Source organism: Pantoea sp. SS70 (genome assembly GCF_029866845.1).
GTDB classification, from domain to species: domain Bacteria; phylum Pseudomonadota; class Gammaproteobacteria; order Enterobacterales; family Enterobacteriaceae; genus Pantoea; species Pantoea leporis.
On sequence record NZ_CP117199.1, the window covers coordinates 1,122,477 to 1,147,050 of the forward strand.

A 24,574-nucleotide genomic window follows, 5' to 3' on the forward strand; every position below is an offset into this window, starting at 1 on the left:
CACGCCTGCATTAATCATGCTTTACTAGCGGAGCCAGTTCGGTCGCCATCAGGTTGGCGATAAACGGCTGAGCATCCGGATTGGGGTGAATTCCATCCTGCTGCATCCACTCCGGCTTCAGGTAGACCTGCTCCATAAAGAAGGGCACCAGAGGAATGTCGTACTGCTGTGCCAGGCGCGGATAGATCGCGCTAAACGCTTCCGTATAACGACGTCCATAATTAGCCGGCAGACGAATCTGCATCAGCAGCGGCTGCGCTTTCGCGGCTTTCACTTCGTCAATCACTTTGGTCAGGTCTGCGGCGATATTCTGCGGCGGGAAACCACGCAGGCCATCGTTACCGCCCAATTCGATTAACACCCAGCGGGGTTGATGCTGTTTTAATAGGTCCGGTAAACGCGCCAGCCCTTGCCCTGCGGTATCTCCGCTGATGCTGGCGTTGACCACTTTGGGCTGCTGTTGCCACTCTTTATTTAGCAGGCTGGGCCAGGCCGCCGTGGCCGACATGCGATACCCGGCGCTCAGGCTGTCGCCCAATACCAGCAAGGTATCGGCGGCGGCGAGTCGGGACACCAGCAGAAGCAATAACAACAGGAAGGGATAATGCCAGCGGAAAACATTGTTGCAGTTCATCATCTTACTAAGTCCGTCGGTCAGGGAGAGCATCAGCTGACCATCCTTACCGGAGTTGAGCTGGTTGTCAAACCAGCTGAGACCATCGCCCTGATTGGCGAGTCCGGCTCGGGCAAATCCACGCTGCTGGGGATTCTGGCCGGACTGGACGACGGCAGCAGCGGCGAAGTGCATCTGCTTGGCCAGCCGCTGCACAGCATGAATGAAGAGCAGCGAGCGGCGCTGCGCGCGCGTGAAGTGGGCTTTGTGTTTCAATCCTTTATGCTGGTGCCGACGCTGAATGCGCTGGAAAACGTGCAGCTGCCGGCGCTGCTGCGTGGCGACAGCGATCGCGAAAGTCGCCGCCAGGCGGTGGAACTGCTGACGGTGCTGGGTTTGAAAGATCGTCTGCACCATCTGCCGGCGCAACTTTCTGGCGGGGAGCAACAGCGTGTGGCGCTGGCGCGTGCCTTTAGCGGCCGTCCCGGTTTGCTGTTTGCCGATGAACCCACCGGCAACCTCGACCGTAAAACCGGCGATCGTATCGCCGATCTGCTGTTCTCCCTCAACCGCGATTTTGCCACCACGCTGATTCTGGTGACGCACGATGAACAACTGGCGGCGCGCTGCGACCGTCGCTTACGGCTGCGCGACGGCAAATTGTGGGAGGAGTCATGATTTGGCGCTGGTTTTGGCGCGAGTGGCGTTCGCCCTCGCTGCTGATTGTCTGGCTGGCGCTCACTTTAGCCGTGGCCTGCGTGCTGGCGCTGGGTTCGATCAGCGATCGCATGGAAAAAGGCTTAAGCCAGCAGAGCCGCGACTTTATGGCGGGCGATCGCACGCTGCGTACCACCGCGCCCGCGCCGGAAGCGTGGCTTAACAAAGCGCGTGATGAAGGGCTGTCGGTCAGCAGCCAGCTGCACTTTATGACCATGACCTTCGCGCAAGAGACGCCGCAGCTGGCGGACGTAAAGGCGGTGGACAATGCCTATCCGATGTTCGGCACGCTGCAAACCGATCCGCCGGGCCTACGTCCACAAGCGGGCACGGTGTTGGTCGCACCGCGTTTGCTGGCGCTGTTGAATCTGAAAGTGGGCGATAGCGTGGATGTCGGCGACACCACGCTGCGCATTGCCGGGGAAGTGATTCAGGAGCCGGATGGCGGCTTCAATCCGTTCCAGACCGCGCCACGTCTGCTAATGAATCTGGCCGACGTGGAGAAAACCGGTGCGGTGCAGCCGGGCAGTCGTCTGAGCTGGCGCTATAAATTCTCCGGCGATCCGGCACCCCTGGCGCGCTATGACAGCTGGATCGCGCCGCAGCTAAAAGCCGATCAGCGCTGGATCAGCGTGGAGAATTCGGAAGATGCGCTGGGCCGCTCAATGCAGCGTGCGCAGCAGTTTTTACTGCTTTCCGCCTTGCTGACGCTGATGCTGGCGATTGCTGCGGTGGCGGTGGCGATGAGTCATTACTGCCGCAGCCGCTACGATTTGGTGGCGGTGCTGAAAACGCTGGGCGCAACGCGCAAGGCGCTGCAGCGGCTGATTATCGGTCAATGGCTGGCGGTGCTGCTGCTGGCGGCGATTGTCGGGAGCGCCCTGGGGCAGGGCATTGAAGTGATTCTGCTGCTGATGCTGAAACCGGTGCTGCCGGGCGCGCTGCCTGCGGCGAGTTTCTGGCCGTGGTTGTGGGCGATCGGCGCGATGTTTGTGATTTCGCTGCTGGTGGGTTTGCGTCCGTATCGTTTGCTGATGGCGACGCAACCGCTGCGCGTACTGCGGCGGGATGCGGTGGCGAACGTTTGGCCGCTGCGATTCTATCTGCCGGCAATGGCGCTGGTGGTGATTGGCTTGCTGGCGCTGCTAATGGGCGGCAGCAAAATGCTGTGGGCGCTGCTGGCGGGCGTGGTGATGCTGGCGCTGCTGCTGGCGTTACTCGGCTGGGGCACCTTGCTGCTGCTGCGTCGGCTGGTGGTGCGTAATCTGGCGCTGCGCCTGGCGATCAACCGTCTGCTGCGTCAACCAGCGATGACGCTCAGCCAACTGGCGGCGTTTTCGCTGTCATTTATGCTGCTGGCGCTGCTGCTGGTGATGCGCGGCGATCTGCTGGATCGCTGGCAACAGCAACTGCCGCCGGACAGTCCGAACTATTTCCTGCTGAACATCACCAAAGAGCAGGTGCCGCAGGTACGCGAGTTCCTGGCTGGGCATCAGCTTAAGCCGGAGACCTTCTACCCGATTGTGCGTGCACGTCTCACCGAGCTAAACGGCAAAGAGGCCGATCCCCAGCTGGATAACGCGCTGAATCGCGAACTTAATCTGACGTGGCAAGCGGAGCGTCCGGATCACAATCCGCTGATTTCCGGTAACTGGCCGCCGCAGCCTGGTGAAGTGTCGATGGAGGTGGAGCTGGCGGATCGTCTGGGCGTGAAGCTCGGCGATAGCTTAACCTTCAGCGGCGATACTCAGCAGTTCAGCGCCAAAATCACCAGCTTGCGCAAGGTGGATTGGGAAAGTCTGCGGCCGAATTTCTTCTTTATCTTCCCGCCGGGCGCACTCGATCAGCAGCCACAAACCTGGCTGACCAGCTTCCGTATGGAGAGCAATCCGGCGCTGCTGGCGCAGCTTAATCGTGCATTCCCGACGCTGAGCCTGCTGGATATCGGCAGCATGATGCGCCAGATCGGTCAGGTGCTGACGCAGGTGAGCCAGGCGCTGGAAGTGATGGTGGTGCTGGTAACGGTGTGCGGCGTGCTGCTGTTGCTGGCGCAGATCCAGGTTGGCATGCGTCAGCGTCGGCAGGAGTTGGTGGTCTATCGCACGTTGGGTGCCAGTAAGCGCCTGCTGCGCGGCACCTTATGGTGTGAGTTTGCGCTACTGGGCGTGGTGTCGGGGATTGCGGCGGCGCTGGGCGCGGAAGCGGCGCTGTGGGGCTTGCAGCGTAAGATCTTCGATTTCCCGTGGCAGCCAGACTGGACGTTGTGGATCGCCTTGCCGATCGGCGGCGCGCTGCTGCTCTCGCTGTGCGGTGCCTGGTTGGGGATTCGGCTGTTAAAACAGAAGGCGCTGTTCAGAAGCTTCAATGCCGGATAAGCAAAACGATTTGTCTTAAATTTAAGTTCTGGTCTGCGTGAGTCGACTCATAAAAGCAGACCAGACTTATTTAAGGCTAAACATGTCATCTCCACTTATCGTCAAATCCGTTGTTGAAATCGGCTGCTGTAAAGTCTGCCAGGGCGAGGCCACGCTGTATGGTGTGACCGATTTCAATACCATCTGTCATTCGGAAAATGCCAGTCGTTACACTTATCCGCTCACCGGCGTGGCGATTTATTATCATCAATGCCAGACCTGTGGTTTGGTGTATACCCACGCATGCGATGACTGGACGCCAGCGGATTATGCACAGCATATGTATAACGAGGCTTACGGGCAGTTTGATCCTAACTATGAGATCAATCGACCGATGAGAAATCGCGATCTGATTTTGACGTTATTCAAAAAATATCACGGCAAAAAAATGCTGGATTACGGTGGCGGCACCGGCACGCTGGCGCGCTTAATGCAGGAAGTGGGCATTGATATGGTGGCGTGGGATCCGTTTGTGCCCGGCGATTATCCAGAACTGAATTCTTATGAATTTATGACCAGTTTTGAGGTGTTTGAGCATACGCCGGATCCGCATAAAACGCTGGCAGAAGTATCAGGTTTTTTGAAAAAAGGCGGGGTGTTTTTCTTCAGCACCGCGACCACTGACGAAGTGAGTCATTTGGGGATGACTGACTGGTATATTGCGCCGCGCACCGGTCATATTACGATTCATTCGGAAGCGTCGCTGAATGCATTGTTCAGTGCGCATGGGTTCCAGATTACGCATCTGAATCGCTGGAGCCATGTGGCGATGAAGATGGTGGGATAAAGGGAGTTCTGAGCGGGCTGATGCCCTCACCCCGGCCCTCTCCCACAGGGAGAGGGAGACAACATGTTAGCGCGATCGGTTCCCTCTCCCAGTGGGAGAGGGCTAGGGTGAGGTAAAAACAGCTGAACTACAGCTTCTCAACCGCCCACGCAATCCCGCTTGCATACGCTTCCGGCAGCAGCGGCACCAGCGCATTCAAGGCTGACGCCAGACGCGCGTGATCGCTATCGGTGAGATTAAGATGCCCAACCTTGCGGCCTTCACGCACCTCTTTGTCATACCAATGCAGATGCACCAGCGGCTGCTGCAGCCACGCCAGATTCATCTCAGTACCAATCAGATTCACCATCACCGACGGCGCAAACACCACCGGCTTTGGCAGCGCCAGGCCCAAAACCGCGCGCAGATGCAGTTCGAACTGGCTGATTGACGCGCCATTCTGCGTCCAGTGGCCGCTGTTGTGCACGCGCGGTGCTAACTCGTTGATCAGTAAACCTTCTGGCGTAATGAAACACTCCATCGCCATCACGCCGACGTAGTTCAGCTCATGCATGATGGCGCTAAGCATCGCTTCTGCCTGCTGTTGCTGTGCGGCATCGGCCTGCGGGAACGCCACGCTGGTGCGCAGAATGCCGTCCTGATGCAGGTTGTGCGTCAGCGGATAAAATACCGTGCTGCCATCGTGTCCACGCGCGCCGACCAGCGACACTTCGCCGCTGAAATTAATGCCCTGCTCAACGATGCATTCGCCGTAGCACTCATCCGGCAGCGCATCGGTTTCATTGGCGCGCAAACGCCATTGGCCACGGCCGTCATAGCCGCCGGTACGACGCTTTACAATCGCCAGTTCGCCAAGCGAGTTGAACACATTTGGCCACTCGGCTTTATCGGCCAGCAGCTGCCACGGCGCGGTAGCGAGGTTCAGCTGATCCAGCAGCTGTTTTTGCGTCAGGCGATCGGCCAGACGCGGGAAAATATCGCGATTCACAAAGGCCGGATGGCTCGCCAGTTCGCGGGTTAACGCGGTTTCCGGCCAGCGCTCGATCTCGGCGGTGATCACGCTTTCGGCGATCGGCAGCGCAGAAGGTTCTGCATCCAGGCCCACCGGATACACTGCGATGCCGAGCGGTTCACCCGCCTGGCGCAGCATGCGGCCTAACTGACCATTTCCTAATACGCAAACCGGCTTCATGCGTCCTCCCGCGGATCCGGGTTGTTCAGCACTTCATCAGTTTGCGTTTGACGCCAGTGGGCGATGCGCGTTGACAGCGCGCTGTCGTGGATCGCCAGAATCTGTGCCGCCAGCAGGGCGGCGTTGGCAGCACCGGCTTTACCAATTGCCAGCGTACCCACCGGAATGCCGCGCGGCATCTGCACGATGGAGTAGAGGCTATCGACGCCGCTCAGCGCCGCGCTTTGCACGGGCACGCCCAGCACCGGCACCAGCGTTTTCGCGGCCAGCATGCCCGGCAAATGGGCAGCACCGCCGGCACCGGCGATGATCACCTGAAAACCGTTGTCGGCGGCGGTTTCCGCGAAGCTGAAAAGTTTGTCGGGCGTACGGTGAGCTGAGACCACTTCAACGTGGAAGGGAACATCCAGGCTGTTAAGAATTTCCTCGGCGAACTGCATGGTAGCCCAGTCACTTTTGGAACCCATGACAATGGCGATACGGGCCGGGGCGGCGTTGGATGACATGCGGTCAACTCCTGTGAATATGCAAACGAACCTGGCCGGGCGGGCAGGCGAAGAAGGGCACAGAGAATAGCATGAGATGGCAGCAAGGAAAACGGTTGCGTAGGCGGAAAACGGGCATTGATGCCCGGATTTCAGAAGGGGAATTCGATCAGGCTGACGCCGCTGGCATCAAGCTGAATCATCGATCCGTTCTCATGCCAGGCACCCAGCACCGCGCGCTCGGCGTTTTTGCTGTGCAGCGGGAAGGCGTGAATGGCGGGACGATGCGTGTGGCCGTGAATCAGAATCGGCACCTCTTGACGCGTCATCGCGGCTTCCACCGCGGACTGATTGACGTCCATGATGCTGACCGATTTATGCTGATTCGCCTGCTTGCTGCCATTGCGCATGCGCGCGGCAATGCGCATGCGCAGACGCAGCGGCAACGTGAGGAACAGACGCTGCAACCAGCGCTGATGCACTTTGGCGCGGAAGCGCTGATAGCCTTCATCGTCGGTGCACAAGGTATCGCCGTGCATGATCAACACACGATGTCCGTAGCGATCGAGCACCTTCTCTTCCGGCAGCAGCGTCATGCCGCTGGCACGCGCAAAACGCTGGCCGAGCAGGAAGTCGCGATTGCCGTGAATAAAGAACTTCGGCACCGGCAGCGCCTTGAGCGCCGCAGCGATTTGCTGATGCAGCGGGTTAGGATCGTCGTCGCCGATCCAGGCTTCAAACAGATCGCCGAGGATATAAAGCGCATCGCACGTGCGCGCTTCACCCTGCAAAAAATGCAGAAAACCGGCAGTAATTGCCGGTTCTTCATGACACAGATGCAGATCTGCGATAAACAGCGTGCGCGACATTACTCGCTAACAGTCACTTTCTGGATGACAACATCTTCAACCGGAACGTCCTGATGCATGCCGCTGCGGCCGGTTTTCACCGCTTTGATTTTCTCAACCACGTCCATGCCTTCAACCACTTCAGCGAACACGCAGTAACCCCAGCCTTGCAGGCTTTCGTCACGGAAGTTCAGGAAGTCGTTGTCTGCCACGTTGATGAAGAACTGGGCTGTTGCAGAGTGTGGCGCCTGAGTACGCGCCATCGCCAGGGTGCCTTTGGTGTTTTTCAGGCCGTTGTTCGCTTCGTTGCGGATGTCTGCTTTGGTATCTTTCTGCTTCATGCCAGGCTCAAAACCGCCGCCCTGAATCATGAAACCGTTGATTACGCGATGGAAGATAGTGTTATCGTAAAAACCTTCCGCGCAGTATTCCAGGAAGTTCTTCACGGTAGCCGGCGCTTTGTCATCGAAAGTTTTGATTACGATATCGCCATGGTTCGTCTGGAAAGTGACCATTATTTTCTTCCTGTCAAGGTTGTCGTCAGTATCAACTGCCACGCCTGTAAGGCGGCGGGGCATTTTTGTAGACGCTTCTTATATCACAATTTCCAATAACGCGTCAGTAACCGGACGGCAGTTGGCAACCGAGCGATGCACAAGTCAGAAAAATACGGCACAATAACCGGCTACGCTGCAAGGGCGTATCCCGCAAACGTCAATAACGGAACCATTCAATGTTGAAGATCTATAACACCCTGAGTCGACAGAAAGAGGAATTTAAACCTATCCACGCCGGTGAAATCGGTATGTACGTGTGTGGTATCACGGTTTACGACCTCTGTCATATCGGCCATGGGCGTACATTTGTGGCATTCGACGTGGTGGCGCGTTATCTGCGTTACGTGGGCTATCAGCTGAAGTATGTGCGTAACATCACCGACATCGATGACAAAATCATCAAACGTGCCAATCAAAACGGGGAAAGCATTGAAACGCTGACCAACCGCATGATCGCTGAGATGCACAACGATTTCGCCGCGCTCGGCATTCTGCCGCCGGATCTGGAGCCGCGCGCGACCCGCCACATCGAAGAGATTATCGAGCTGGTCGGCAGGCTGATTGAACGCGGTCACGCTTATGTCGCTGACAACGGCGACGTGATGTTCGATGTGATGAGCGACAAAGAGTACGGCGTGCTGTCGCGTCAGGATCTGGAGCAGCTGCAGGCCGGCGCGCGCGTCGAAGTGGCGGATGTGAAGCGCAATCCGATGGACTTCGTGTTGTGGAAGATGTCTAAAGCCGACGAACCGGCGTGGAACTCGCCGTGGGGCAACGGCCGTCCAGGCTGGCACATCGAATGTTCGGCGATGAACTGCAAACAGCTCGGCACCCATTTCGACATTCACGGCGGCGGTTCGGACCTGATGTTCCCGCACCACGAAAACGAAGTGGCGCAATCCACCTGTGCGCACGATGGCCCGTATGTAAATTACTGGATGCACTCCGGCATGGTGATGGTTGATCGCGAGAAGATGTCGAAATCGCTGGATAACTTCTTCACCGTGCGCGATGTGTTGCAGCACTACGATGCCGAAACCGTGCGTTACTTCCTGATGTCGGGACACTATCGCAGCCAGCTCAACTACGGCGAAGACAACCTCAACCAGGCGCGTGCGGCGCTCGAGCGCTTGTACACCGCGCTGCGTCATACCGATGCCAATGCCACGGCGGCGGGTGGCGAAGAGTTTGAAGCGCGTTTCCGTACTGCGATGGATGACGACTTCAACACGCCGGAAGCCTATTCGGTGTTGTTCGATATGGCGCGTGAAGTGAATCGTCTGAAGACCGAAGACAAAGCCTCCGCTGATGCGCTGGCAGCGAAACTGCGCCAGATTGCTAACGTGCTGGGCATTCTGCAGCAGGATCCCGAGCTGTTCCTGCAAAGCGGTGCGCAGGTAAATGACGATGAAGTGGCGGAAATCGAGCATTGGGTGAAAGCCCGCTCCGATGCTCGAGCAGCCAAAGATTGGGCGCAGGCGGATGTGGCGCGCGATAAGCTCAATGAGTTGGGCGTGATCGTTGAGGATGGGCCGCAAGGTTCCAGCTGGCGCCGCAAATAACCGGAGAGGGCGAGAAATCGCCCTTTTTTATTGATGGCGATTGAACAGATTCATATTCACGGCTTCCGCTCGGTGCGCGACCTGACGCTAACGCTGCAACAGCTCAACGTGGTGAGCGGCCCGAACGGCTGCGGAAAATCCAACCTTTATAAAGCGGTGAGACTACTGCACGAAGCGGCGAGCGGACGTTTAGCGCTGGCGCTGGCGGAAGAGGGCGGCATCCAGAAAGCGATGTGGGCGGGCGGATTGCGGCGCGGCGATCGTCGCCACGATCCCAAACGTCTGGCGCTCGCGGTGGTAATGGATGATATGGATTATCAGCTTGATATCGGTTTTCCTGAGCCGTTAGCCACCAGCATGTTTAACCTCGATCCGCTGGTGAAAGAGGAGCGTATATGGATGAGCGGCCAGCGTCGGCGTCCTTCCTCCTGCATCCTGCAGCGGCAAAATCAAACCGCTTTCCTGCACAACGTTGAGGGCGAACGCGTTGCTTATCCTGCGGTGCTGCATCCGGAAGAGTCGCTGTTTGGGCAGCTTGGCGAGCCGCACCTTTATCCCGAGCTTTCCCAGGTACGTGAAAGGCTGCGCCAGTGGCGTTTCTATCATGAGTTTGCGGTGTGGCCCGGTTCGCCGATTCGTGCGCCGCAGATTGGCGTGCGCGCGCCGGTACTGAGCCACGATGGCAGCAATTTGGCCGCAGCCTGGGCTACGATTGTTGAACGCGGTCATTCCGAATTACTGCTTGAGGTGATGGCCGAAGCCTTCCCGGACACGGAATTTCACGTTGACGTGCAGAACGGGCGTTTTCAGATGCTGATGTCACGGCGGGGAATTTTGCGTCCGCTGGAGAGCGCCGAGTTCTCGGATGGCACGCTGCGCTTTCTCTGCTTAGTGGTGGCGCTGCTCAGCCCGCGTCCGCCGGCGTTTATGGCGCTAAATGAACCGGAAAACAGTTTGCATGAAGACTTGTTGCCTGCATTAGCGCGACTGATCGCCGAAGCCAGCCAGTTTAGCCAACTGTGGATCACCAGCCATTCACCGAAACTGGCGACGCTGATTGCGCAGCATACGGCGGTGAATCATATCGCGCTGGAGCAAATCCAAGGGGAAACTCGGGTGGTGGGGGAAGAGCGGATTTAGGCGTCCCGATTGGGACGCCTAAAGGTCAGGCAACAACCGTAATCTTAAAGCCCGCAAACTCGACCTTCTGGCCTTCAACAATCTTGCAGCGCTTACGCGTTTCAACTGCGCCATCGACGCGCACTTCGCCTTCCGCAATCACCGCTTTCGCCTGCGCACCGCTTTGCACCCAACCTTCGAGTTTCAGCAGGTCGCACAAATCTACGTGGGCATGTTTACCGAGAGAAAAACTGGCCATTATGCCTCCTCAATGTCGTGAAATTCTTCACACGCCGTCAGCGTGTTTTGGATCAATGTCGCGACCGTCATTGGACCGACGCCGCCTGGAACGGGCGTGATGTACGAGGCGCGCTCAGCAGCCGCTTCGAACTCCACATCGCCCACCACTTTGCCGCTGTCGAGACGGTTGATACCCACATCAATCACCACCGCGCCCGGCTTGATCCAGTCGCCTGGAATAAAGCCCGGCTTGCCGACCGCCACCACCAGCAGATCGGCGTGCTCAACGTGATGACGCAGATCTTTGGTGAAACGGTGCGTCACGGTGGTGGTGCAACCGGCGAGCAGCAGCTCCATGCTCATCGGACGGCCAACGATATTCGATGCGCCAACCACCACGGCGTTCAGGCCGTAAGTATCGATATTGTAGCGCTCCAGCAAGGTGACGATGCCGCGCGGCGTACACGGACGCAGCTTCGGTGCGCGCTGGCACAGACGACCGACGTTGTACGGATGGAAGCCATCCACGTCTTTGTCCGGCACGATGCGCTCCAGCACTTTGACATTATCGATGCCGGCTGGCAGCGGCAGCTGCACCAGAATGCCGTCGATATCGTTGTCATTGTTGAGCGTATCAATCAGTTCCAGCAGCTCGGCTTCGCTGGTGGTGGCAGGCAGATCGTATGAGCGGGAGATGAAGCCCACTTCATCACAAGCACGACGTTTGCTGGCGACATAGATCTGCGAAGCCGGGTTTTCACCCACCAGCACAACTGCCAAACCGGGCGCACGTTTACCGGCCGCCAGACGCTGCTGTACTTTTTCGGCAACCTCAAGGCGCACCTGCTGCGCAATCGTTTTACCGTCAATAATTTTTGCTGCCATCAGAGAGGAAATCCATCTGTAGAGGGTTAGATCGGGGATGGCGCCTATTCTGTCAGAAGCGCGTGCGGCTGTCAGGTAGAGATTCGCCATCAACGCCGCTTTCCCGATTTTTCGCCGTGGCGCCCGCCCGCGTTAGCGCTTATGATGCCCGGCAGTGAATGAGATGGATGACTTGATGATTTGGTTAATTCTCGCCACGCTGGCGGTGGTGTTCGTGGTAGGTTTTCAGCTGCTGACGGCCAGCTCGCGCCATGCGGTGCAGGCGCTCAATAAACGGTTGCAGCTGCCGCCGGTGCATATCGAATCGATGTTGTCGCTGATGGGCAAAGAGGCGGCAAAAGAGTTTACCGACTACATCGCGGGCGATAACGACACGCATCTGCACAATGGCGCGGCGGTGCTGCTGATTTGGCAGGTGCTGATTGTCGATGGCAGCGACGAAAATAGGCAGCGCTGGCATGGCATTTTGAGCCGGGCGGGATTTTCTGCGTTGATTTCACGGCAACAGCTGTTGCTGGCGTTGGGGTTCTTGCGTCAGCTGGAGCCGGACAGCCAGGAACTGCATGCGCTGCGCGACCAATACAATGCGCACTTCACGCAGCAAGGGATTGAGCTGGAAGGCGAAACGGAGCAGGGCGGGAATCTGGTGTCGATGAGCGAATGGCGCAAGCGGCATTAAGGGGTTTTGGTTAATCTGGCAGCACTCCGCTGCTCGTGAAGGGCAAAAACGTTGACGCGCGAGCCGCTGGACGTATAATCCGACCCAATCACTATGCGCCCTTAGCTCAGTTGGATAGAGCACCGGCCTTCTAAGCCGTAGGTCACAGGTTCGAATCCTGTAGGGCGTACCATTTTTTCGGCTATTCTCATCTGTTAAATTCTATAAATCCCTTTAAAATCAGTATTTTTACCTGACGCAAGGTCTGTTGGTGAGGTTCCTTTCCAATTCTGACTGAAGGACTGACCAGGGGGATGGTTTATCCTGTCGTTCCTCCATTTGCTGTTCATTACGGGAAATTTTCTCGCGTCTGGCTGGTACCAACTTGTTAATGGGGGCCGGACTTTTGGTTCGGATGAGTTGGTTTTCTCGCTCCAGCTCCCCGATAATACGGGTGCTGATCAAATTTACGTTTCAGCCCAGGTAGAGTTTTCCACCAACGATAGCGATCCTGCTAGCGATATTTGAATGTGCTGATCGGCCGCATCCTCATGGAGTTTGCAGGTTCGCATGTGGGTTGAGCTGAACCCATTTTTTTCATGTAATCGTAATCGATCTCTGCTCACTTCTTGTGGGATAAGGTTTCTCCGTGTGGCAGACGAAGATAATTGTGCCAGACGGGTTTTGCCACTTCCTGACGGAGCTGGCTTGTTCTCCTGAATTCGACCACCAGTTCGTCAAAGGTGACACCGGATGCATTACCACCGATAACGACCGGAACCTGAAGGTGGTGAGGCGCTGGCTTTAATGCATACGACTGCACACCAGAGAAGCTTTTGCCCTTGCGAATACGATCCATGTCTTTCATGAAATCAGGCTTAATTTTGGTCTAATCCTGTTAAGGCATTTCTCAGTCTGTTTATTTTTGCTTAAATAGCATTCAGCTCATATTCAAGTAGCTCAGTATTATTTTTCTTTTGCTGAATATATACAGTGAGATTACTGATTCCAATAACAGTGACAGCAAGTTTGTTCCACGCATCTTTATTCACTTTAGGTATTACTTCGGGAAGCTGTTGCAGTGCTGATTTTCTAAGCCATTAACCTTTAGTATGATCACCACGATAATTATTCAGTTGCAGTAACTCAAGAGCATTAGGCGCACGCTGGAACAATGTACTATGAGATTTTGTAAGGGCGTATTATCTTTGATAGAGATCGCTCTGTTAAACTGGAAGGGAAATCATCATCTAAAACGTTATTCGCATTATTCATATAAACTCCTTTTCATATGTAAAATACTGGCAAGCACAGTCCGTGTTCTACTTACTGATATGCCAGTATCTTATTGCTTATAATCAATATTAGTATTATTTCAGCTATTTAAGAATACAACTTTCTGGGTTATTATCTTGCTTTGTATTCAGGAGCAAAAAAGCAGCCTTTTATATATGGAGCGAATCCGTGTTATAAAGGCACTAAAATCAGAACTGAATCGCCACGGTTTTCACAGACTGGACTGTACGCTCCTTGGTCGATGATCCTGATGTGGGGTGATCTCCTTTACGGAAATATCAGTATGCCGAAAGATCTCTAAGCATTACGGAACTATTAAGCGTGATGGTTAAAATAGATAAAGATTAACATGTAAATTCTTTGTGTGGATGTGCACCATCCTGTAATCGGCATCCACGGCACCAAGACTGTACGATAAATCGACCATCACCCATATTTCTCATACCAAAATCATTATACTTGTAGAAAATATGTAATCTAGCTTTGCTGGAGCATGACGGGCAGCTTTTAAACATCTCGCCATTTTTTTCAATGACCATAGAATCATGAAGTGAGTTTTGACATGTAACACATACATCTTCATGCTGCATTTCAGACATAAAATCAACCTCTTCATTATATTCTAAATCAGGCTAGGTGAATGCTAGGTGCTTAAAATGCACCCTAAATCATTAGCGTGTGTAATGATACTGGCACGGGACAAAAATTTTTCAAAACAAATTTACATTCTCAATCGTAATGGTTAGCATTATGAAATAAGAATTTTCTGTTATTTTTTTAATAAAATCGTTAAAAAACAATAGCTTAATTTTTTAAGTCAAATTAGTTATGAGTCAATACGGTTTTGTACTTGTAAATAAAATTTTTAATTTTTCTTTTAATGACATTCTGGATGGTAATGTGATCGAGAAAAATTTCGCAAAAACAACAAATTCTGAGTGGGTGCTTAGAAATAGCCTCTACTGGATGAGTGCTGTAACTCGCTGGAAGCTGGATGAAGACGAGCTGAACTGGATCGTATCGTTTGAGTCTTTCAACGATGAAGTTAAATTCGAATTTCAACGGTTGCTGAACGACTACAAACTTCGAGAGAAGCTTCAGGTACAAACCGGTCATGCCAGAACTTCGATCATCGACAGTGTTCTACGAAGCATCGATTCGAGACTTGCCGAATGAATACGATGCCATTCAACTTTGACCGCCTTAGCAACGGCAAAGTCTTCATCAGTAACCTTGCTGGCTTTCACAGCTTCGTCGATAACGAAGAACTGAACCTTCTTGCTGAAAACAACTTTTCTCCAGAGCAAACCACTTCCCGACTGCTTGAAAGCAGATTGTTCATTGCAGACGATGCTACTCAAGCAGTTTCAATAGCCTCCCTGAGTTCTGCTTTTGCCAAACGACTGATGAACGAGCTGGCCGTCAGACCAATCTTCATGATTGTGCCTACTCTCAGGTGCGATCATACATGCAGGTATTGCCAGGTCAGCAGAGCATCGGTCACCGCTGATGGTTATGACCTAAACCCAGAACTGATACCGCAAATCGTCAGCACCATTAAGAAGCTGGGCACTTCACCTTACAAGATAGAAGTGCAGGGCGGAGAACCGCTTCTCAGGTTCGATCTCGTCCAGGCAATTTATGAAGAGTGTGTGAGTTCGTTAGGTAGTGATGCTTTCGAAATGGTTATTGCCACGAGTCTTTCAATACTCGATGAAAGCATCCTATCTTGGGTTAAAGAACGGAATATCACCTTTTCTGTCTCTCTTGATGGTAATGAAGCCGTCCACAATAAAAACCGTATCCTCACCAACTCTCGGGCTCACACTAAAGCTGTTACGGGCATTAGAAAAATCACTGAAGAACTGGGAGCAAACCGGATAGCTACTGTAACTACAGTTACAAAAGAGTTAACAAAAGAGCCAGCTTCCATAGTGGATGCTCATCTGTGCCTTGGCCTCACTGACATGTTTATCCGTCCAGTAAGTCCCTATGGTTTTGCTCAGAAGCAGAGCTTCACTTTTTCAATGCTTGAATATTTTGAGTTTTATAAGAAGTTAATGCAGGAAGTATTGCTTCAGAACCAGAAGGGCATACCCGTCGTTGAGCACTCAGCCTCAATCCACCTCAAGAGAATTTTCAATCCAGGCTTCAGTGGTTATGCAGATCTGAAATCACCAAGCGGAGTAGTGCTGAACTGCATCCTCTTTAACTATGACGGTAAAGTCTACGGTAGCGACGAAAGCCGTATGCTTCAGAAAGTAAACCCCGAAGCAGATTTCAGTGCTGGAGAATTTGCTTCACTCTCATTCAGTAGCAACGAATACTACCGTTCCGTCCTTTCCTCTTCATTTAACTTTGCCATGCCCGGCTGTGATACATGTGCCTATCAGCCTTTCTGTGGTACAGATCCTTGTCAGAACATAAGTGTTCATGGTGAACCTGTTGGAGACAAGAGTCGTTCCACTTTCTGTCAGTATCATAAAGGGATGTTCCGCTTCCTTCTGAACGAAATTTCTCAGGATGGGCCAATGGCTGAGATGCTCAAAAGGTGGGCTTATGTCTGAGGTGCTGAGAAACGATATTTTCCGGTTTTCATCAGACTTACCAGTTCAACAGGGCTTTTATCGCCTGTGTAAATCAAAGCCCGAAAATCCTCAGTTTTATCTGCCAAATTTGCTGATTACTAAAACTAAGTTTCATTCAAGACTGCCTGCATATTTTGCTGATTCCGTAGCAAGCAAATACCTTTTCGATTCGATAGAAGATGGCGATATTGGGATCGTCAACAACGGAAATATGCTCCGGGTGGTTCTGTCCCGAAGAGCAAACCATAACACTGTCCTTATCACGGAAAGGTGCAACAACAGTTGCCTGTTTTGTTCTCAGCCTCCTAAGACAGGTAACGATGACTGGCTTCTCAACCAGTCAGCTCTCGCTATCGCTTCTTTTTCCCTGAATGGAGTAGTAGGGGTAAGTGGGGGAGAGCCTCTACTCTATGGAGAAGACTTTCTGCACTTCCTCGATTTCATCATCGAAAATGCCCCTGACACAGCACTGCATGTACTAACCAATGGACGGAAGTTTGCGGATGTCAGCTTTACCCAGCAAATGAAAGAACGAAGTGAAAAAATCAAAATCACTTTTGGCATTCCACTTTATTCTTCAAGAGCAACAGTGCATGACTACTTGGTCGGAAGCGAGGGAGCATTTAATGAAACAGTCAGGGGACTGATCAATGCAGGTAACTCAGGAATCAACATCGAATTGAGGGTCATCCCTACTCAGGCAAACTATACAGAGCTTGATGACATCGTAGAGTTAGCTGGTCGTGTCTTCTCCAACATTAACCAGATATCTCTGATGGGGTTAGAGTCAATTGGATGGGCCCGTAATAACTGGTCATCAATCTTCATAGAGCACGACAACTATAGTGAACGAATCCTTTCTGCTGTAGACACTGCACACAGATCAGGTATCCCTTTTACCATCTTCAATTACCCGTTGTGCCACCTTCCTGAAAGGGCATGGAATTTTGCAACTCAGTCGATCTCTGACTGGAAAAATTACTATCCCAAAGAATGTGATGAATGCACTCAGAAGTCTTCTTGTGCTGGTTATTTCAGTTCATCAAAAGGCCGTTTTCATCAACCTCCGAGACCAATAATATGAAAAAGTTTAATTTCGCTGCTCTGCTTCCGGGATTTTTGGCTCTTAACAATTCTGTCTGGGCGAGTGATTCGTCTACTGGTGCCAGTGACTTACCTGGTATGACCCTGAATGAACATGATTTAGTGATAGCTCCGCTCAACACCGAAGTGCCGTTCTACATCGCCGGACACAGAAGTCACAGTTCTCATCGTAGCCACAGCTCACACCGTTCCTCATCAGGCGGTGGTTACTATGGTGGAAGCACTCCTTACTATCCCAAAACATACAGCTCACCTAGTACTTCCGACTCATCCAATTTAGGAACTCGTTCGTCATCATCTTCATCTTCTGTCCGTTCACTTCGTTCAAATGACTCTGATACCTCAACCACAACAAATTCAGCAGGAACAACAGGTGCCAATCGTGCAAGTAGTGGGCTGACTTCGGATACAGAAAAACGTAAGCGATTAATTATGAGAGTGCAGTTCGCTTTACTCGATAAAGGTTTCTATAGCGGTAATATTGACGGGAGCATGGGTCCTGCAACAAGGACAGCAATAAAGAATTATAGAGTTGCAAATGGATTGCCTACTCAAGCAAGAGAAACATTAGATACTCAATTATTGAACTCTTTAAATATATTGGCCCGATAAAATATTGGGGATAAAAAGAATGAAGATAAAACTGTCAATTTATAAAACAAAAAGATTTACAGATGACATTGATCAAGTTTTGAATCTAGAAAGAGTCAAAAGGCCTGTCGAATTCGAGGTGGAGAATGCCCGAGTGTACCTTTATGCAAAGCAAGTGGTGGATCCAACACAACCTGAATGGACAACTTTATTCACAAGCCAAAGTACGGACTTAGAACCCGATTTCTTCGGTATGAATAGTAGCACTGGTGCAGTATTAGTTGTTGAGGTTGATAATACAAGGTATCTTATTCCGTTCGGAACTGGCCATCACTTAATTAATGATGATCGTATCGTCAAAGGTTTTGGACTTAAAACAACCTTGAACTGTATTGAGCATAAAAAAATTCGTAGCTTGGATAAAGGCAGTCATAACGAAACAAATTTGCTAACTCGTAGTCAGAGCAGTAAAGAAGTTGATATATACAATCTTAAAATAGATTCTGAGATGGATATTCTCACGACACTCATAGGCACTTCCACTGAAGATGTATTAGGAAATAAAATAACAGGAAAAGATGCGTTTATAATTGTGCCTGATGTAGACATAAAATCAATCCCTGGATTATTAACTAAAATAGACTCAATTTATCTGTTACCTCTTCCCGAAGAATTCGAATGGGTTAATAATATCAAAGAAGCTGATGAAGCTGAAATTGAGATATTGGATTCAATTTTGATCGATTTAATGAAAGAAAGGGACTTCAGTGATATTTGGTTAGGTGAGCCAGAAATTGTGGATTGGGAAAACCAAATAGGCTATTGTTTCGAGAGGAAACAAAGAAGTGTTATTTATGAAAGCTTATCAGTAAATCATATATGTGAGTATTTTGATGGGAAAAATGCTGATATAACTGTTGATGAACTTAAAAGAAGTTGTTTGCATGTGTTGAATGCCGATTACGAAGCCATAAAAAAATGGTCTTTGTATAGATGTATTTATGCTGAAATAAAGGAAGGAGATCAGAACTATATTCTGCGAGATTCCATATGGTATGTTGTAGATAGAAAGTTCGTAACGAACATTGATGATGAAGTAAAAAAAATATTAAAATATGAGGAGTCAGATAAGTTCCCGGTATACTCCTATAAAAGAGAAGAAGATTACAATAAAAACGTGTGCCTATATGATAAATCATTTATACATATGGATCAAAAGTTTATTCATTACGGTGGGGGTAAAAGTAAAATTGAATTTTGCGATCTTATAAAAGACGCTTCAGATTTTATTCATTTGAAATATTATAGTGGTTCACAAAGTATGAGCCATCTTTTCTCACAAGGATTTGTCGGTTCTGAGCTTTTTATAAGCGATTCAGAGTTTCGCGCGAAGCTTAATGAGAAGCTTCCTGACCATATAAAATTAGCTGATCATATAGCACGACCTGATGCCAAAAATTATAAATTAGTTTTCGCCATAGCTACGAATAAACAACTCCCTGAAGATCTACCTTTGTTTTCAAAAATAAATTTAAAGAACTTTTACAAGAGTATCAGCAATTTTGGTTACGAAGTCAGGATCTGCAAAATAGATGTAGATCCTAAAATTTACAAAAAGAAATTATGTAGGCCTCAAAAGAACAAGCTTTAAGTTGATTATTTGATATCAGAGTTTTCTGTCAGTTAATTGAGGTAATCGCTTTAATCCCTGAGGAGTCAATGAAACACTTTCGGATTCTCAAGCATTTTCTTAATGTGAGAAGTAATAATCGTGAGATTTAAAAAATGTTCGAGCTGTAAATTTATTTAATATTTTGAGTATTAAAATGAATATGGGCTATTTATTTTTCGAGTCTCTCTGTCTTTTTTATTATCAGATTTATAATCTGCTTTCTTTCCATGTTGCTTTATAAGATACTCTGAAGATAAATTGTGATATAGATATGCCAAAATAGCGCTGGATGTTTTTCAAGCTTAATAATTAAGTTGGCACACTCTATTTGTCTCAAAGGAACCATTTTCTTCAAGGGTCTAAAAGTATAGGTCGGGAGATCTTTATCATTAATCAACTCTATCACTTTCGGGGATATGTCTTTTAAAACTGACAGGCTCGATTTCAGAGGCTCAACAATTATATTCAATGCTGTACAAAGCATTTCAACAGGAACTCCTACTCTTACAGCTTCTTTTTGACCTGCTCTCGGTTGATTAATAAACCCCGATGTTAGTCATCTCTTCATCTGACCCTGACCCCGAATATGATACAGGCATAATCAGGAATAACCGGCTTCAGGTTGGTTGCTTATTCTGGCAACCGGCAGACGTTTCGGCAAATTCGGATGGGGTCATCCAGCCCGAAAATCGTAGCATTAGCAACCTAAAAGATAAGCAGAAGTCAAGCTCGCGTAATCTCTCGATCTCCCTCACGCAAACGTCCTATTCGGATGCGCACCGTTTCCGGCATCGCACTCTGATTCTCCTCCCTCAGCCCCAGCATCATATTGCATCCATTGAACAACCCGGAATCGCCTAGCCGCGGCATTGGCAGCAATCGGGTGGGAATCGTCAGCCAAAACCGCAAATCATAGTCACAGCCCAGATAGGTACGCAGCAGCGCCATCACGTCCTGCCGGATTTGCCCGTCAGGCATCCAGCCTTTCGCTTCATCAGGATCGTCTGTTGAAAGCTCTACCCGTGAGCAGTAATCAGCCACGCGGGTTTCATCACCTAGTATCGGATTCTGATCAAGCGTCATGCCACTGCGCATTGCAAGCCGGGCGCGTTTTGCCACCGGCATCGTCACCGGATGGTGTGCGAAAACCTCAACCTTCGTATTCGGTGCCTGGCTGCGTATCACCGCTGCAATACCTTCAGCTGTGTGCGTGGTGTGCAGTAGCGGTTTTAGTATCGCCAGCAGGGGTGATGAAGGTTGGTCGCCGCTATGGTAGATGCCGGTTAGCGCCATCACGCTTTGCGAAACCGTATCGGTACCGCCTGGCTCAAAGGTTGCCGGATAGCTGTACTTGCGCCAGATGCGGTAAAACTGCGTCATCAGCCGATGATTGAAGATATCCAGAAACGCGGCCATCGCATCAGCGCCGTCACGTCCCTGGTTGATGTCATTAATGATGCTGGTGGGCAGCGGCGAATCCACGCCGTACAGGCCGAAGAAGTTGGTTCGGACCGTTGGTATCGCATCAGGGTTATCGGCGTCAATTTCCGTGCGTTTTAGCTCCCCGGCGGGAAAGCCCAGATGCGGATTGGGACGAAAACGCACTGGGTCACTTTCTGGCGTGCGGCCCGTGCCGAGGCGGCTGCCGGTCGTTTGCTCAAGCAACTGGCAGAAGCGGTAGAAGTTGTACTGCGCGGTCTGGTCATTGCCGTTATCGTCTAGCCAGAACGGCTTTTTGTTTTCTTCGCTCACATCAGCACCCTGTCAATGCGCCGCTCCGGCCAGGCCCACTCGGTGCCCGACGCGGTCAGCAGCACCGTCAGCTGGGTAAAGCGCATCACGCTGGCGTACTGCGTCAGGAACTGTTCCAGCAGCTCGCAGAACAGGCGGGCATCGCCGGTGCCGCTGAACTGGGTTTCATCAAGCGCCACGCGAATACGCACCCCGTGCCAGTGATACAAGGCGTTATAGTCCTGACGCCAGCTGACGTGACGAATACCGCTGATGCGACGGCGGTTGTTATCGTCATTGCTCCAGTCAAACAGAGCCAGCACGGCTCGAAGGCTTGCAGCGTCGTTAATCATCTGGCTCAGCGCGCGCGGATGCAGCAGCGATATCACATGCCACTGATACAGCTGCGTGGTTGGCGGGTAGTAAGGCATAGAAGGGGGATGACGCGTTGTGCACTGCAACGTTAGGTTGCCGGTGACCGCGCTTCCATCAAATACGGCTTTCTCCAGCGCCATACGCGGATAGTTACCATTGGTGCAGGTGATGTTCATAAACAGCGTGGCATCATCCTCGCCCCGATCGGTCTCGCTTGCATCGCCACCCAACATCAGCAAGGTTTCATAAAGACCGCTGACACCACGCCAGATGCGCGTATGGAAATATCGCTCCGGCCACGACTCTTTGCGTTGCAACATGCCCCCTTTTTGCCGGAAGTGCCGATACGGCACATAACGCCGCTTATCCAGTGTTTCGCTGGCGGCAACTTCATCAACACTGTAAATCTCAGTGTGCTGATCGCGCAGGCGGTGAGGACGCAGACGATAATCGAGCACCGCAGGCTTCACCTTCAGCGGCTCGGCGTTCAGCGTAAACAAGTTAATCACCGGCACGCAATGAATGCGCAGCGCGTCTGCCGGCAGGGAAATATCATGCGGAAGCGGCTGACTAAGGTGAATATCGAGAAGCACCTCGCGGCAGCGTTCGTTGAAGAGAAGTGTGTTTAGCCCCGAAAGAGTAAAGAAGGCGTAGCGAGCCGGAAAACTGAAATATTCCAGTAGCGGGCGCACTTCACCACAGAGTGCAGGACTGTCGCTTTCCGGCCAGACCGGACGCCAGTGCTGTTGCCAGCGGGCACGGATGTCGCCACTAAATGGCTGCGGATCGGGGTTATCACTCTGCGGCAGGCGAAAAGTGATGTTGCGCAGATGACAGGTCAGCGCATGGTATAGCAGCGACTGCACTGGGCGATCTCCGTTGATATAAAGCGGAATATCACTGAGATCGACCTGGCTCGTATCGGCCTGAGGGCTGAGTGTAAACCGCAGGGAGATCATCTGGTGTCCATCGGGATGGAAGGGCGTCGTTATCTCGCCCAGCGTCAGCGGATGCAATTTCAACGCATCGGTCGTGCGATAAGGGCAGCGCAGGCCAGTGATATCCATCGGTCGGGTCAGCAGCGTTGTACCTTCCGGCAGCACCGCATCACGTACCTGAGCGACGCTATCGGGCGTAAGTTCCACCACAGACATTGATGGCAGCGTGCGGTTCACCACGGGCAGCAGATGCCCAAGCAGCGGCTCCGTCAGCTCCGGAATATCGTCATCAATCTTGCGACGCATCTGCGCCATCATCAGCGAAAAACCCTGAAACAGCTGCTCGACCGAGTCGTCCATCTTCAGAGATTTGCCGTCTACGCCCAGTCGCCGTCCCGCCTCCGGATACTGCTCCGCAAACTCCTGCGCAGCGGCTTTCAGATAACGCATTTCGCTGTCGAAATATTCCAGAAAATCATGGTCGTTCATGGTTCACCTACTCACCCAGCGTGAGTGCCAGATAACTCACTGAGCAGAGTGAAGCCAACCACAGCACCAGCAGTGAGATCATTGCCCGGTAAAACATGACTCTTGTTCCGTGCAGGCGATCAGCCATAGAACGCGGGCGGGCAAATTTTTTCGGCCATAGCTGCGCCATGCCTCGGTCAAACTCAGCAAGGTCGTCTTCGTTGTTGAGCAATGCGAAGAGCCGTTCATCGAGCCATAAACGCCAGCAGTAGTAGTGTGTGATGAAGAACAACACCATTAACGGCAGGCTCAGCGCGGAGTAGAAAAGGCTGAGTATCAGCGCCAGTGGCGGCAGTGTCAGCGCGGCAAAGTAGCGCCAGCTTGCCAGATGAATTTGCACAATTCGTTTGGTCATCATGATGTCTGACATAGCTGTTCCTTGCTAAAGGCTTCGAGGATTGCAATGTGTGCAGGGGTGAGAACAATCTGCGGGCGTCGGGACTTAATGAGTTCAACGGCCTGAGTGACAGAAGCTGCATGTCCTTCCGCCAGCAGCCACGCCGCAATCACTGTGGCACTGCGCGATAAACCCAGCGCGCAGCAAACCAACACCTTGTCACTTTCCCGGTGCAGTTGCTGGAGCTGTCTTACTGCAGTGCGCAAATGCGCAATGTCGGGCACCAGCAGATCCATTAGCGGATAGGCCTGCCATCGCTGTGCGCTCCGGTTGCCTTTGTGAAATTCTGCGGTCAGATCAAAAACGGCAAAATCTTGCTGCGCCTTGTCCGGAAACCTGCCCAGCGCTACGCCAGCGGCAATCTCATTACTTTGCGCGCTATGTCGGGAAAACCAGCGGCGGGAAATCCTCACGCCTGTCAGATAGGGTAAAAGCACCAGGCGTGCGGAGAGGGATAAGTTGCCGCAACTGTTTTTTTGGAACACCGTCACGCCCAACCCGGCATAGCCCGCAGCCACCGCCAGCAGCGCTATGGCAGGCCACAACAGCAAATGACCACAGGGAATCGCTATCCCCGCCAGTAAAAACAGCATTCCACCCAGGCCGTATTTGCTTGCGAGACGTTGCGCGTGCAGAGTTGGCCGCTGCCAGCGCCATTCTCCTCTAATCGGAATCAGGTAGCTGATGATGACCGCGACCCCAATCCCGCTAATGACATCGATAACATGGTGCTGCCAGGTGGTCAGTACCGAGACAGCAATCAGCAGGAACCAACCGCCCGCAAAGATTCTTGCATTGCGATTCAGATGCTGGCGAAAGCGCAGCCAGAGCAGCCAGGTCAGAATAATGTGCAACGAAGGGGCCTGGTTATAGGGTAAATCAAACTGTTCAAGCTGGCGGAACAACCAGCCGAAGGCACCCTGGGTTTCCGGGCGCGTGAAGGTAAACTTCAGCGGGAAAAGTAAAAACGCTGCACACGCCACCAGCGATGCTGCAAGCAGGCGATAGCCGTGACGCGTCAGCTCCTGTCTTGATGTGCAGGTGAACAGTGAAATACCGTAAAGCAGGTCGATGCTCCAGTAAGGCACGATAGTCCAGGGAACAAATGGAATCGAACGTTCCCAGGCAAACACCAGGCTTTCCACATCATTGCGGGTCGCGGTGTAGGTATTCACCTGCCCGTAGCTGAGGAAAAACAGTGGTCCCAGCAACATCAGCCAGCAAAGCCCCTGTTTCCAGGGGCGAAAAGGGCGTTGTGTCAGCAACGATTCAGTCAT

23 protein-coding genes and 1 tRNA gene are annotated in these 24,574 nt (G+C 51.9%); 12 read left to right on the forward strand and 12 right to left on the reverse strand.

Going from position 1 to position 24,574, the window contains the following annotated elements:
- Positions 1-10: 10 nt before the first annotated feature.
- The gene (gene tesA / locus PO881_RS05080) at positions 11-637 is read right to left on the reverse strand and encodes a multifunctional acyl-CoA thioesterase I/protease I/lysophospholipase L1 (protein ID WP_210421272.1); all 627 of its coding nucleotides are present in this window, start codon (positions 635-637) and stop codon (positions 11-13) included.
- Here tesA and ybbA point away from each other — a divergent pair.
- From ybbA to PO881_RS05095, 3 genes are all read left to right on the forward strand, one after another.
- Positions 605-1,291, forward strand: a complete 687-nt coding sequence (ybbA, locus tag PO881_RS05085) for a putative ABC transporter ATP-binding protein YbbA (protein WP_101762379.1) — start codon at positions 605-607, stop codon at positions 1,289-1,291. The genes tesA and ybbA overlap by 33 nt on opposite strands.
- Positions 1,288-3,705 carry a putative ABC transporter permease subunit YbbP gene (gene ybbP, locus PO881_RS05090; protein ID WP_280172541.1) on the forward strand — a complete coding sequence of 806 codons (2,418 nt, stop codon included), beginning with the start codon at positions 1,288-1,290 and terminating at the stop codon, positions 3,703-3,705. The genes ybbA and ybbP overlap by 4 nt, the downstream gene beginning before the upstream one ends.
- Before the next feature lie 82 nt (positions 3,706-3,787).
- Positions 3,788-4,531, forward strand: coding sequence for a class I SAM-dependent methyltransferase (locus tag PO881_RS05095; protein ID WP_101762377.1), 744 nt, complete (start codon positions 3,788-3,790; stop codon positions 4,529-4,531).
- Between the two features lie 127 nt (positions 4,532-4,658).
- Here the strand turns inward: PO881_RS05095 and purK are convergent, their stop codons facing one another.
- From purK to ppiB, 4 genes are all read right to left on the reverse strand, one after another.
- The gene (gene purK / locus PO881_RS05100; RefSeq protein WP_280172542.1) at positions 4,659-5,723 is read right to left on the reverse strand and encodes a 5-(carboxyamino)imidazole ribonucleotide synthase; all 1,065 of its coding nucleotides are present in this window, start codon (positions 5,721-5,723) and stop codon (positions 4,659-4,661) included.
- On the reverse strand, positions 5,720-6,229 hold the full coding sequence (gene purE, locus PO881_RS05105) for a 5-(carboxyamino)imidazole ribonucleotide mutase (protein ID WP_192236684.1): 510 nt from the start codon (positions 6,227-6,229) through the stop codon (positions 5,720-5,722). Before purE ends, purK begins: the two co-directional genes overlap by 4 nt.
- A 131-nt stretch (positions 6,230-6,360) precedes the next feature.
- Complete coding sequence (locus PO881_RS05110) at positions 6,361-7,077, reverse strand: UDP-2,3-diacylglucosamine diphosphatase (RefSeq protein WP_280172543.1); 717 nt, start codon at positions 7,075-7,077, stop codon at positions 6,361-6,363.
- Positions 7,077-7,571 (reverse strand): peptidylprolyl isomerase B, encoded by a 495-nt coding sequence (gene ppiB / locus PO881_RS05115; RefSeq protein WP_008103818.1) that lies wholly within the window; start codon positions 7,569-7,571, stop codon positions 7,077-7,079. The genes PO881_RS05110 and ppiB overlap by 1 nt, the downstream gene beginning before the upstream one ends.
- Before the next feature lie 218 nt (positions 7,572-7,789).
- On the opposite strand from ppiB, the gene cysS reads away from it, so the two are divergent.
- Positions 7,790-9,175 (forward strand): cysteine--tRNA ligase, encoded by a 1,386-nt coding sequence (gene cysS, locus PO881_RS05120; protein WP_280172544.1) that lies wholly within the window; start codon positions 7,790-7,792, stop codon positions 9,173-9,175.
- Positions 9,176-9,208: 33 nt separating this feature from the next.
- A complete protein-coding gene (locus PO881_RS05125; protein WP_280172877.1) occupies positions 9,209-10,315 on the forward strand; it encodes an AAA family ATPase in 1,107 nt (368 codons plus the stop codon).
- Positions 10,316-10,340: 25 nt separating this feature from the next.
- Here the strand turns inward: PO881_RS05125 and ybcJ are convergent, their stop codons facing one another.
- Positions 10,341-10,553 carry a ribosome-associated protein YbcJ gene (ybcJ, locus tag PO881_RS05130; RefSeq protein ID WP_007890771.1) on the reverse strand — a complete coding sequence of 71 codons (213 nt, stop codon included), beginning with the start codon at positions 10,551-10,553 and terminating at the stop codon, positions 10,341-10,343.
- The gene (gene folD, locus PO881_RS05135) at positions 10,553-11,419 is read right to left on the reverse strand and encodes a bifunctional methylenetetrahydrofolate dehydrogenase/methenyltetrahydrofolate cyclohydrolase FolD (protein ID WP_036648219.1); all 867 of its coding nucleotides are present in this window, start codon (positions 11,417-11,419) and stop codon (positions 10,553-10,555) included. The genes ybcJ and folD overlap by 1 nt, the downstream gene beginning before the upstream one ends.
- A 175-nt stretch (positions 11,420-11,594) precedes the next feature.
- On the opposite strand from folD, the gene PO881_RS05140 reads away from it, so the two are divergent.
- Positions 11,595-12,098 carry a DUF1198 family protein gene (locus PO881_RS05140; protein ID WP_192236681.1) on the forward strand — a complete coding sequence of 168 codons (504 nt, stop codon included), beginning with the start codon at positions 11,595-11,597 and terminating at the stop codon, positions 12,096-12,098.
- Between the two features lie 95 nt (positions 12,099-12,193).
- Positions 12,194-12,270 (forward strand) — tRNA-Arg (locus PO881_RS05145).
- A gap of 429 nt (positions 12,271-12,699) precedes the next feature.
- On the opposite strand, the gene PO881_RS05150 is transcribed toward PO881_RS05145, so the two are convergent.
- Complete coding sequence (locus PO881_RS05150; RefSeq protein ID WP_192414080.1) at positions 12,700-12,936, reverse strand: hypothetical protein; 237 nt, start codon at positions 12,934-12,936, stop codon at positions 12,700-12,702.
- A gap of 1,337 nt (positions 12,937-14,273) precedes the next feature.
- On the opposite strand from PO881_RS05150, the gene hxsD reads away from it, so the two are divergent.
- From hxsD to PO881_RS05175, 5 genes are read left to right on the forward strand one after another with little or no spacing between them, the layout of a single operon-like run.
- Positions 14,274-14,549, forward strand: a complete 276-nt coding sequence (hxsD, locus tag PO881_RS05155; protein ID WP_280172545.1) for a His-Xaa-Ser system protein HxsD — start codon at positions 14,274-14,276, stop codon at positions 14,547-14,549.
- The gene (gene hxsB / locus PO881_RS05160) at positions 14,546-15,940 is read left to right on the forward strand and encodes a His-Xaa-Ser system radical SAM maturase HxsB (RefSeq protein WP_280172546.1); all 1,395 of its coding nucleotides are present in this window, start codon (positions 14,546-14,548) and stop codon (positions 15,938-15,940) included. Before hxsD ends, hxsB begins: the two co-directional genes overlap by 4 nt.
- On the forward strand, positions 15,933-17,045 hold the full coding sequence (hxsC, locus tag PO881_RS05165; RefSeq protein WP_192414083.1) for a His-Xaa-Ser system radical SAM maturase HxsC: 1,113 nt from the start codon (positions 15,933-15,935) through the stop codon (positions 17,043-17,045). The genes hxsB and hxsC overlap by 8 nt, the downstream gene beginning before the upstream one ends.
- Positions 17,042-17,677: a His-Xaa-Ser repeat protein HxsA gene (gene hxsA, locus PO881_RS05170; protein ID WP_192414084.1), complete on the forward strand. Its 636-nt coding sequence runs from the start codon at positions 17,042-17,044 to the stop codon at positions 17,675-17,677. The genes hxsC and hxsA overlap by 4 nt, the downstream gene beginning before the upstream one ends.
- 19 nt (positions 17,678-17,696) lie before the next feature.
- Positions 17,697-19,307: a TIGR04141 family sporadically distributed protein gene (locus PO881_RS05175; RefSeq protein WP_280172547.1), complete on the forward strand. Its 1,611-nt coding sequence runs from the start codon at positions 17,697-17,699 to the stop codon at positions 19,305-19,307.
- Positions 19,308-20,051: 744 nt separating this feature from the next.
- On the opposite strand, the gene tssG is transcribed toward PO881_RS05175, so the two are convergent.
- The 4 genes from tssG to PO881_RS05195 are packed head-to-tail and all read right to left on the reverse strand — an operon-like array spanning position 20,052 to position 24,574.
- Positions 20,052-21,080: a type VI secretion system baseplate subunit TssG gene (gene tssG / locus PO881_RS05180; RefSeq protein ID WP_280172548.1), complete on the reverse strand. Its 1,029-nt coding sequence runs from the start codon at positions 21,078-21,080 to the stop codon at positions 20,052-20,054.
- Positions 21,077-22,861 carry a type VI secretion system baseplate subunit TssF gene (gene tssF / locus PO881_RS05185; protein ID WP_280172549.1) on the reverse strand — a complete coding sequence of 595 codons (1,785 nt, stop codon included), beginning with the start codon at positions 22,859-22,861 and terminating at the stop codon, positions 21,077-21,079. Before tssF ends, tssG begins: the two co-directional genes overlap by 4 nt.
- A 7-nt stretch (positions 22,862-22,868) precedes the next feature.
- Positions 22,869-23,270 (reverse strand): hypothetical protein, encoded by a 402-nt coding sequence (locus PO881_RS05190; protein ID WP_192414097.1) that lies wholly within the window; start codon positions 23,268-23,270, stop codon positions 22,869-22,871.
- Entirely contained in the window at positions 23,255-24,574 is a 1,320-nt protein-coding gene (locus tag PO881_RS05195) for a phosphatase PAP2/dual specificity phosphatase family protein (protein WP_192414099.1), read from the reverse strand. Before PO881_RS05195 ends, PO881_RS05190 begins: the two co-directional genes overlap by 16 nt.

What these genes read in the sequence shown, in the direction of transcription:
- ybbA (WP_101762379.1), top strand. Translation starts at nt 605, where the DNA reads ATGCCAGCGGAAAACATTGTTGCAGTTCATCATCTTACTAAGTCCGTC.
- tesA (WP_210421272.1), bottom strand. Translation starts at nt 637, where the DNA reads ATGATGAACTGCAACAATGTTTTCCGCTGGCATTATCCCTTCCTGTTG.
- ybbP (WP_280172541.1), top strand. Translation starts at nt 1,288, where the DNA reads ATGATTTGGCGCTGGTTTTGGCGCGAGTGGCGTTCGCCCTCGCTGCTG.
- PO881_RS05095 (WP_101762377.1), top strand. Translation starts at nt 3,788, where the DNA reads ATGTCATCTCCACTTATCGTCAAATCCGTTGTTGAAATCGGCTGCTGT.
- purK (WP_280172542.1), bottom strand. Translation starts at nt 5,723, where the DNA reads ATGAAGCCGGTTTGCGTATTAGGAAATGGTCAGTTAGGCCGCATGCTG.
- purE (WP_192236684.1), bottom strand. Translation starts at nt 6,229, where the DNA reads ATGTCATCCAACGCCGCCCCGGCCCGTATCGCCATTGTCATGGGTTCC.
- PO881_RS05110 (WP_280172543.1), bottom strand. Translation starts at nt 7,077, where the DNA reads ATGTCGCGCACGCTGTTTATCGCAGATCTGCATCTGTGTCATGAAGAA.
- ppiB (WP_008103818.1), bottom strand. Translation starts at nt 7,571, where the DNA reads ATGGTCACTTTCCAGACGAACCATGGCGATATCGTAATCAAAACTTTC.
- cysS (WP_280172544.1), top strand. Translation starts at nt 7,790, where the DNA reads ATGTTGAAGATCTATAACACCCTGAGTCGACAGAAAGAGGAATTTAAA.
- PO881_RS05125 (WP_280172877.1), top strand. Translation starts at nt 9,209, where the DNA reads ATGGCGATTGAACAGATTCATATTCACGGCTTCCGCTCGGTGCGCGAC.
- ybcJ (WP_007890771.1), bottom strand. Translation starts at nt 10,553, where the DNA reads ATGGCCAGTTTTTCTCTCGGTAAACATGCCCACGTAGATTTGTGCGAC.
- folD (WP_036648219.1), bottom strand. Translation starts at nt 11,419, where the DNA reads ATGGCAGCAAAAATTATTGACGGTAAAACGATTGCGCAGCAGGTGCGC.
- PO881_RS05140 (WP_192236681.1), top strand. Translation starts at nt 11,595, where the DNA reads ATGATTTGGTTAATTCTCGCCACGCTGGCGGTGGTGTTCGTGGTAGGT.
- PO881_RS05150 (WP_192414080.1), bottom strand. Translation starts at nt 12,936, where the DNA reads ATGGATCGTATTCGCAAGGGCAAAAGCTTCTCTGGTGTGCAGTCGTAT.
- hxsB (WP_280172546.1), top strand. Translation starts at nt 14,546, where the DNA reads ATGAATACGATGCCATTCAACTTTGACCGCCTTAGCAACGGCAAAGTC.
- hxsC (WP_192414083.1), top strand. Translation starts at nt 15,933, where the DNA reads ATGTCTGAGGTGCTGAGAAACGATATTTTCCGGTTTTCATCAGACTTA.
- hxsA (WP_192414084.1), top strand. Translation starts at nt 17,042, where the DNA reads ATGAAAAAGTTTAATTTCGCTGCTCTGCTTCCGGGATTTTTGGCTCTT.
- PO881_RS05175 (WP_280172547.1), top strand. Translation starts at nt 17,697, where the DNA reads ATGAAGATAAAACTGTCAATTTATAAAACAAAAAGATTTACAGATGAC.
- tssF (WP_280172549.1), bottom strand. Translation starts at nt 22,861, where the DNA reads ATGAACGACCATGATTTTCTGGAATATTTCGACAGCGAAATGCGTTAT.
- PO881_RS05190 (WP_192414097.1), bottom strand. Translation starts at nt 23,270, where the DNA reads ATGTCAGACATCATGATGACCAAACGAATTGTGCAAATTCATCTGGCA.
- PO881_RS05195 (WP_192414099.1), bottom strand. Translation starts at nt 24,574, where the DNA reads ATGACTGAATCGTTGCTGACACAACGCCCTTTTCGCCCCTGGAAACAG.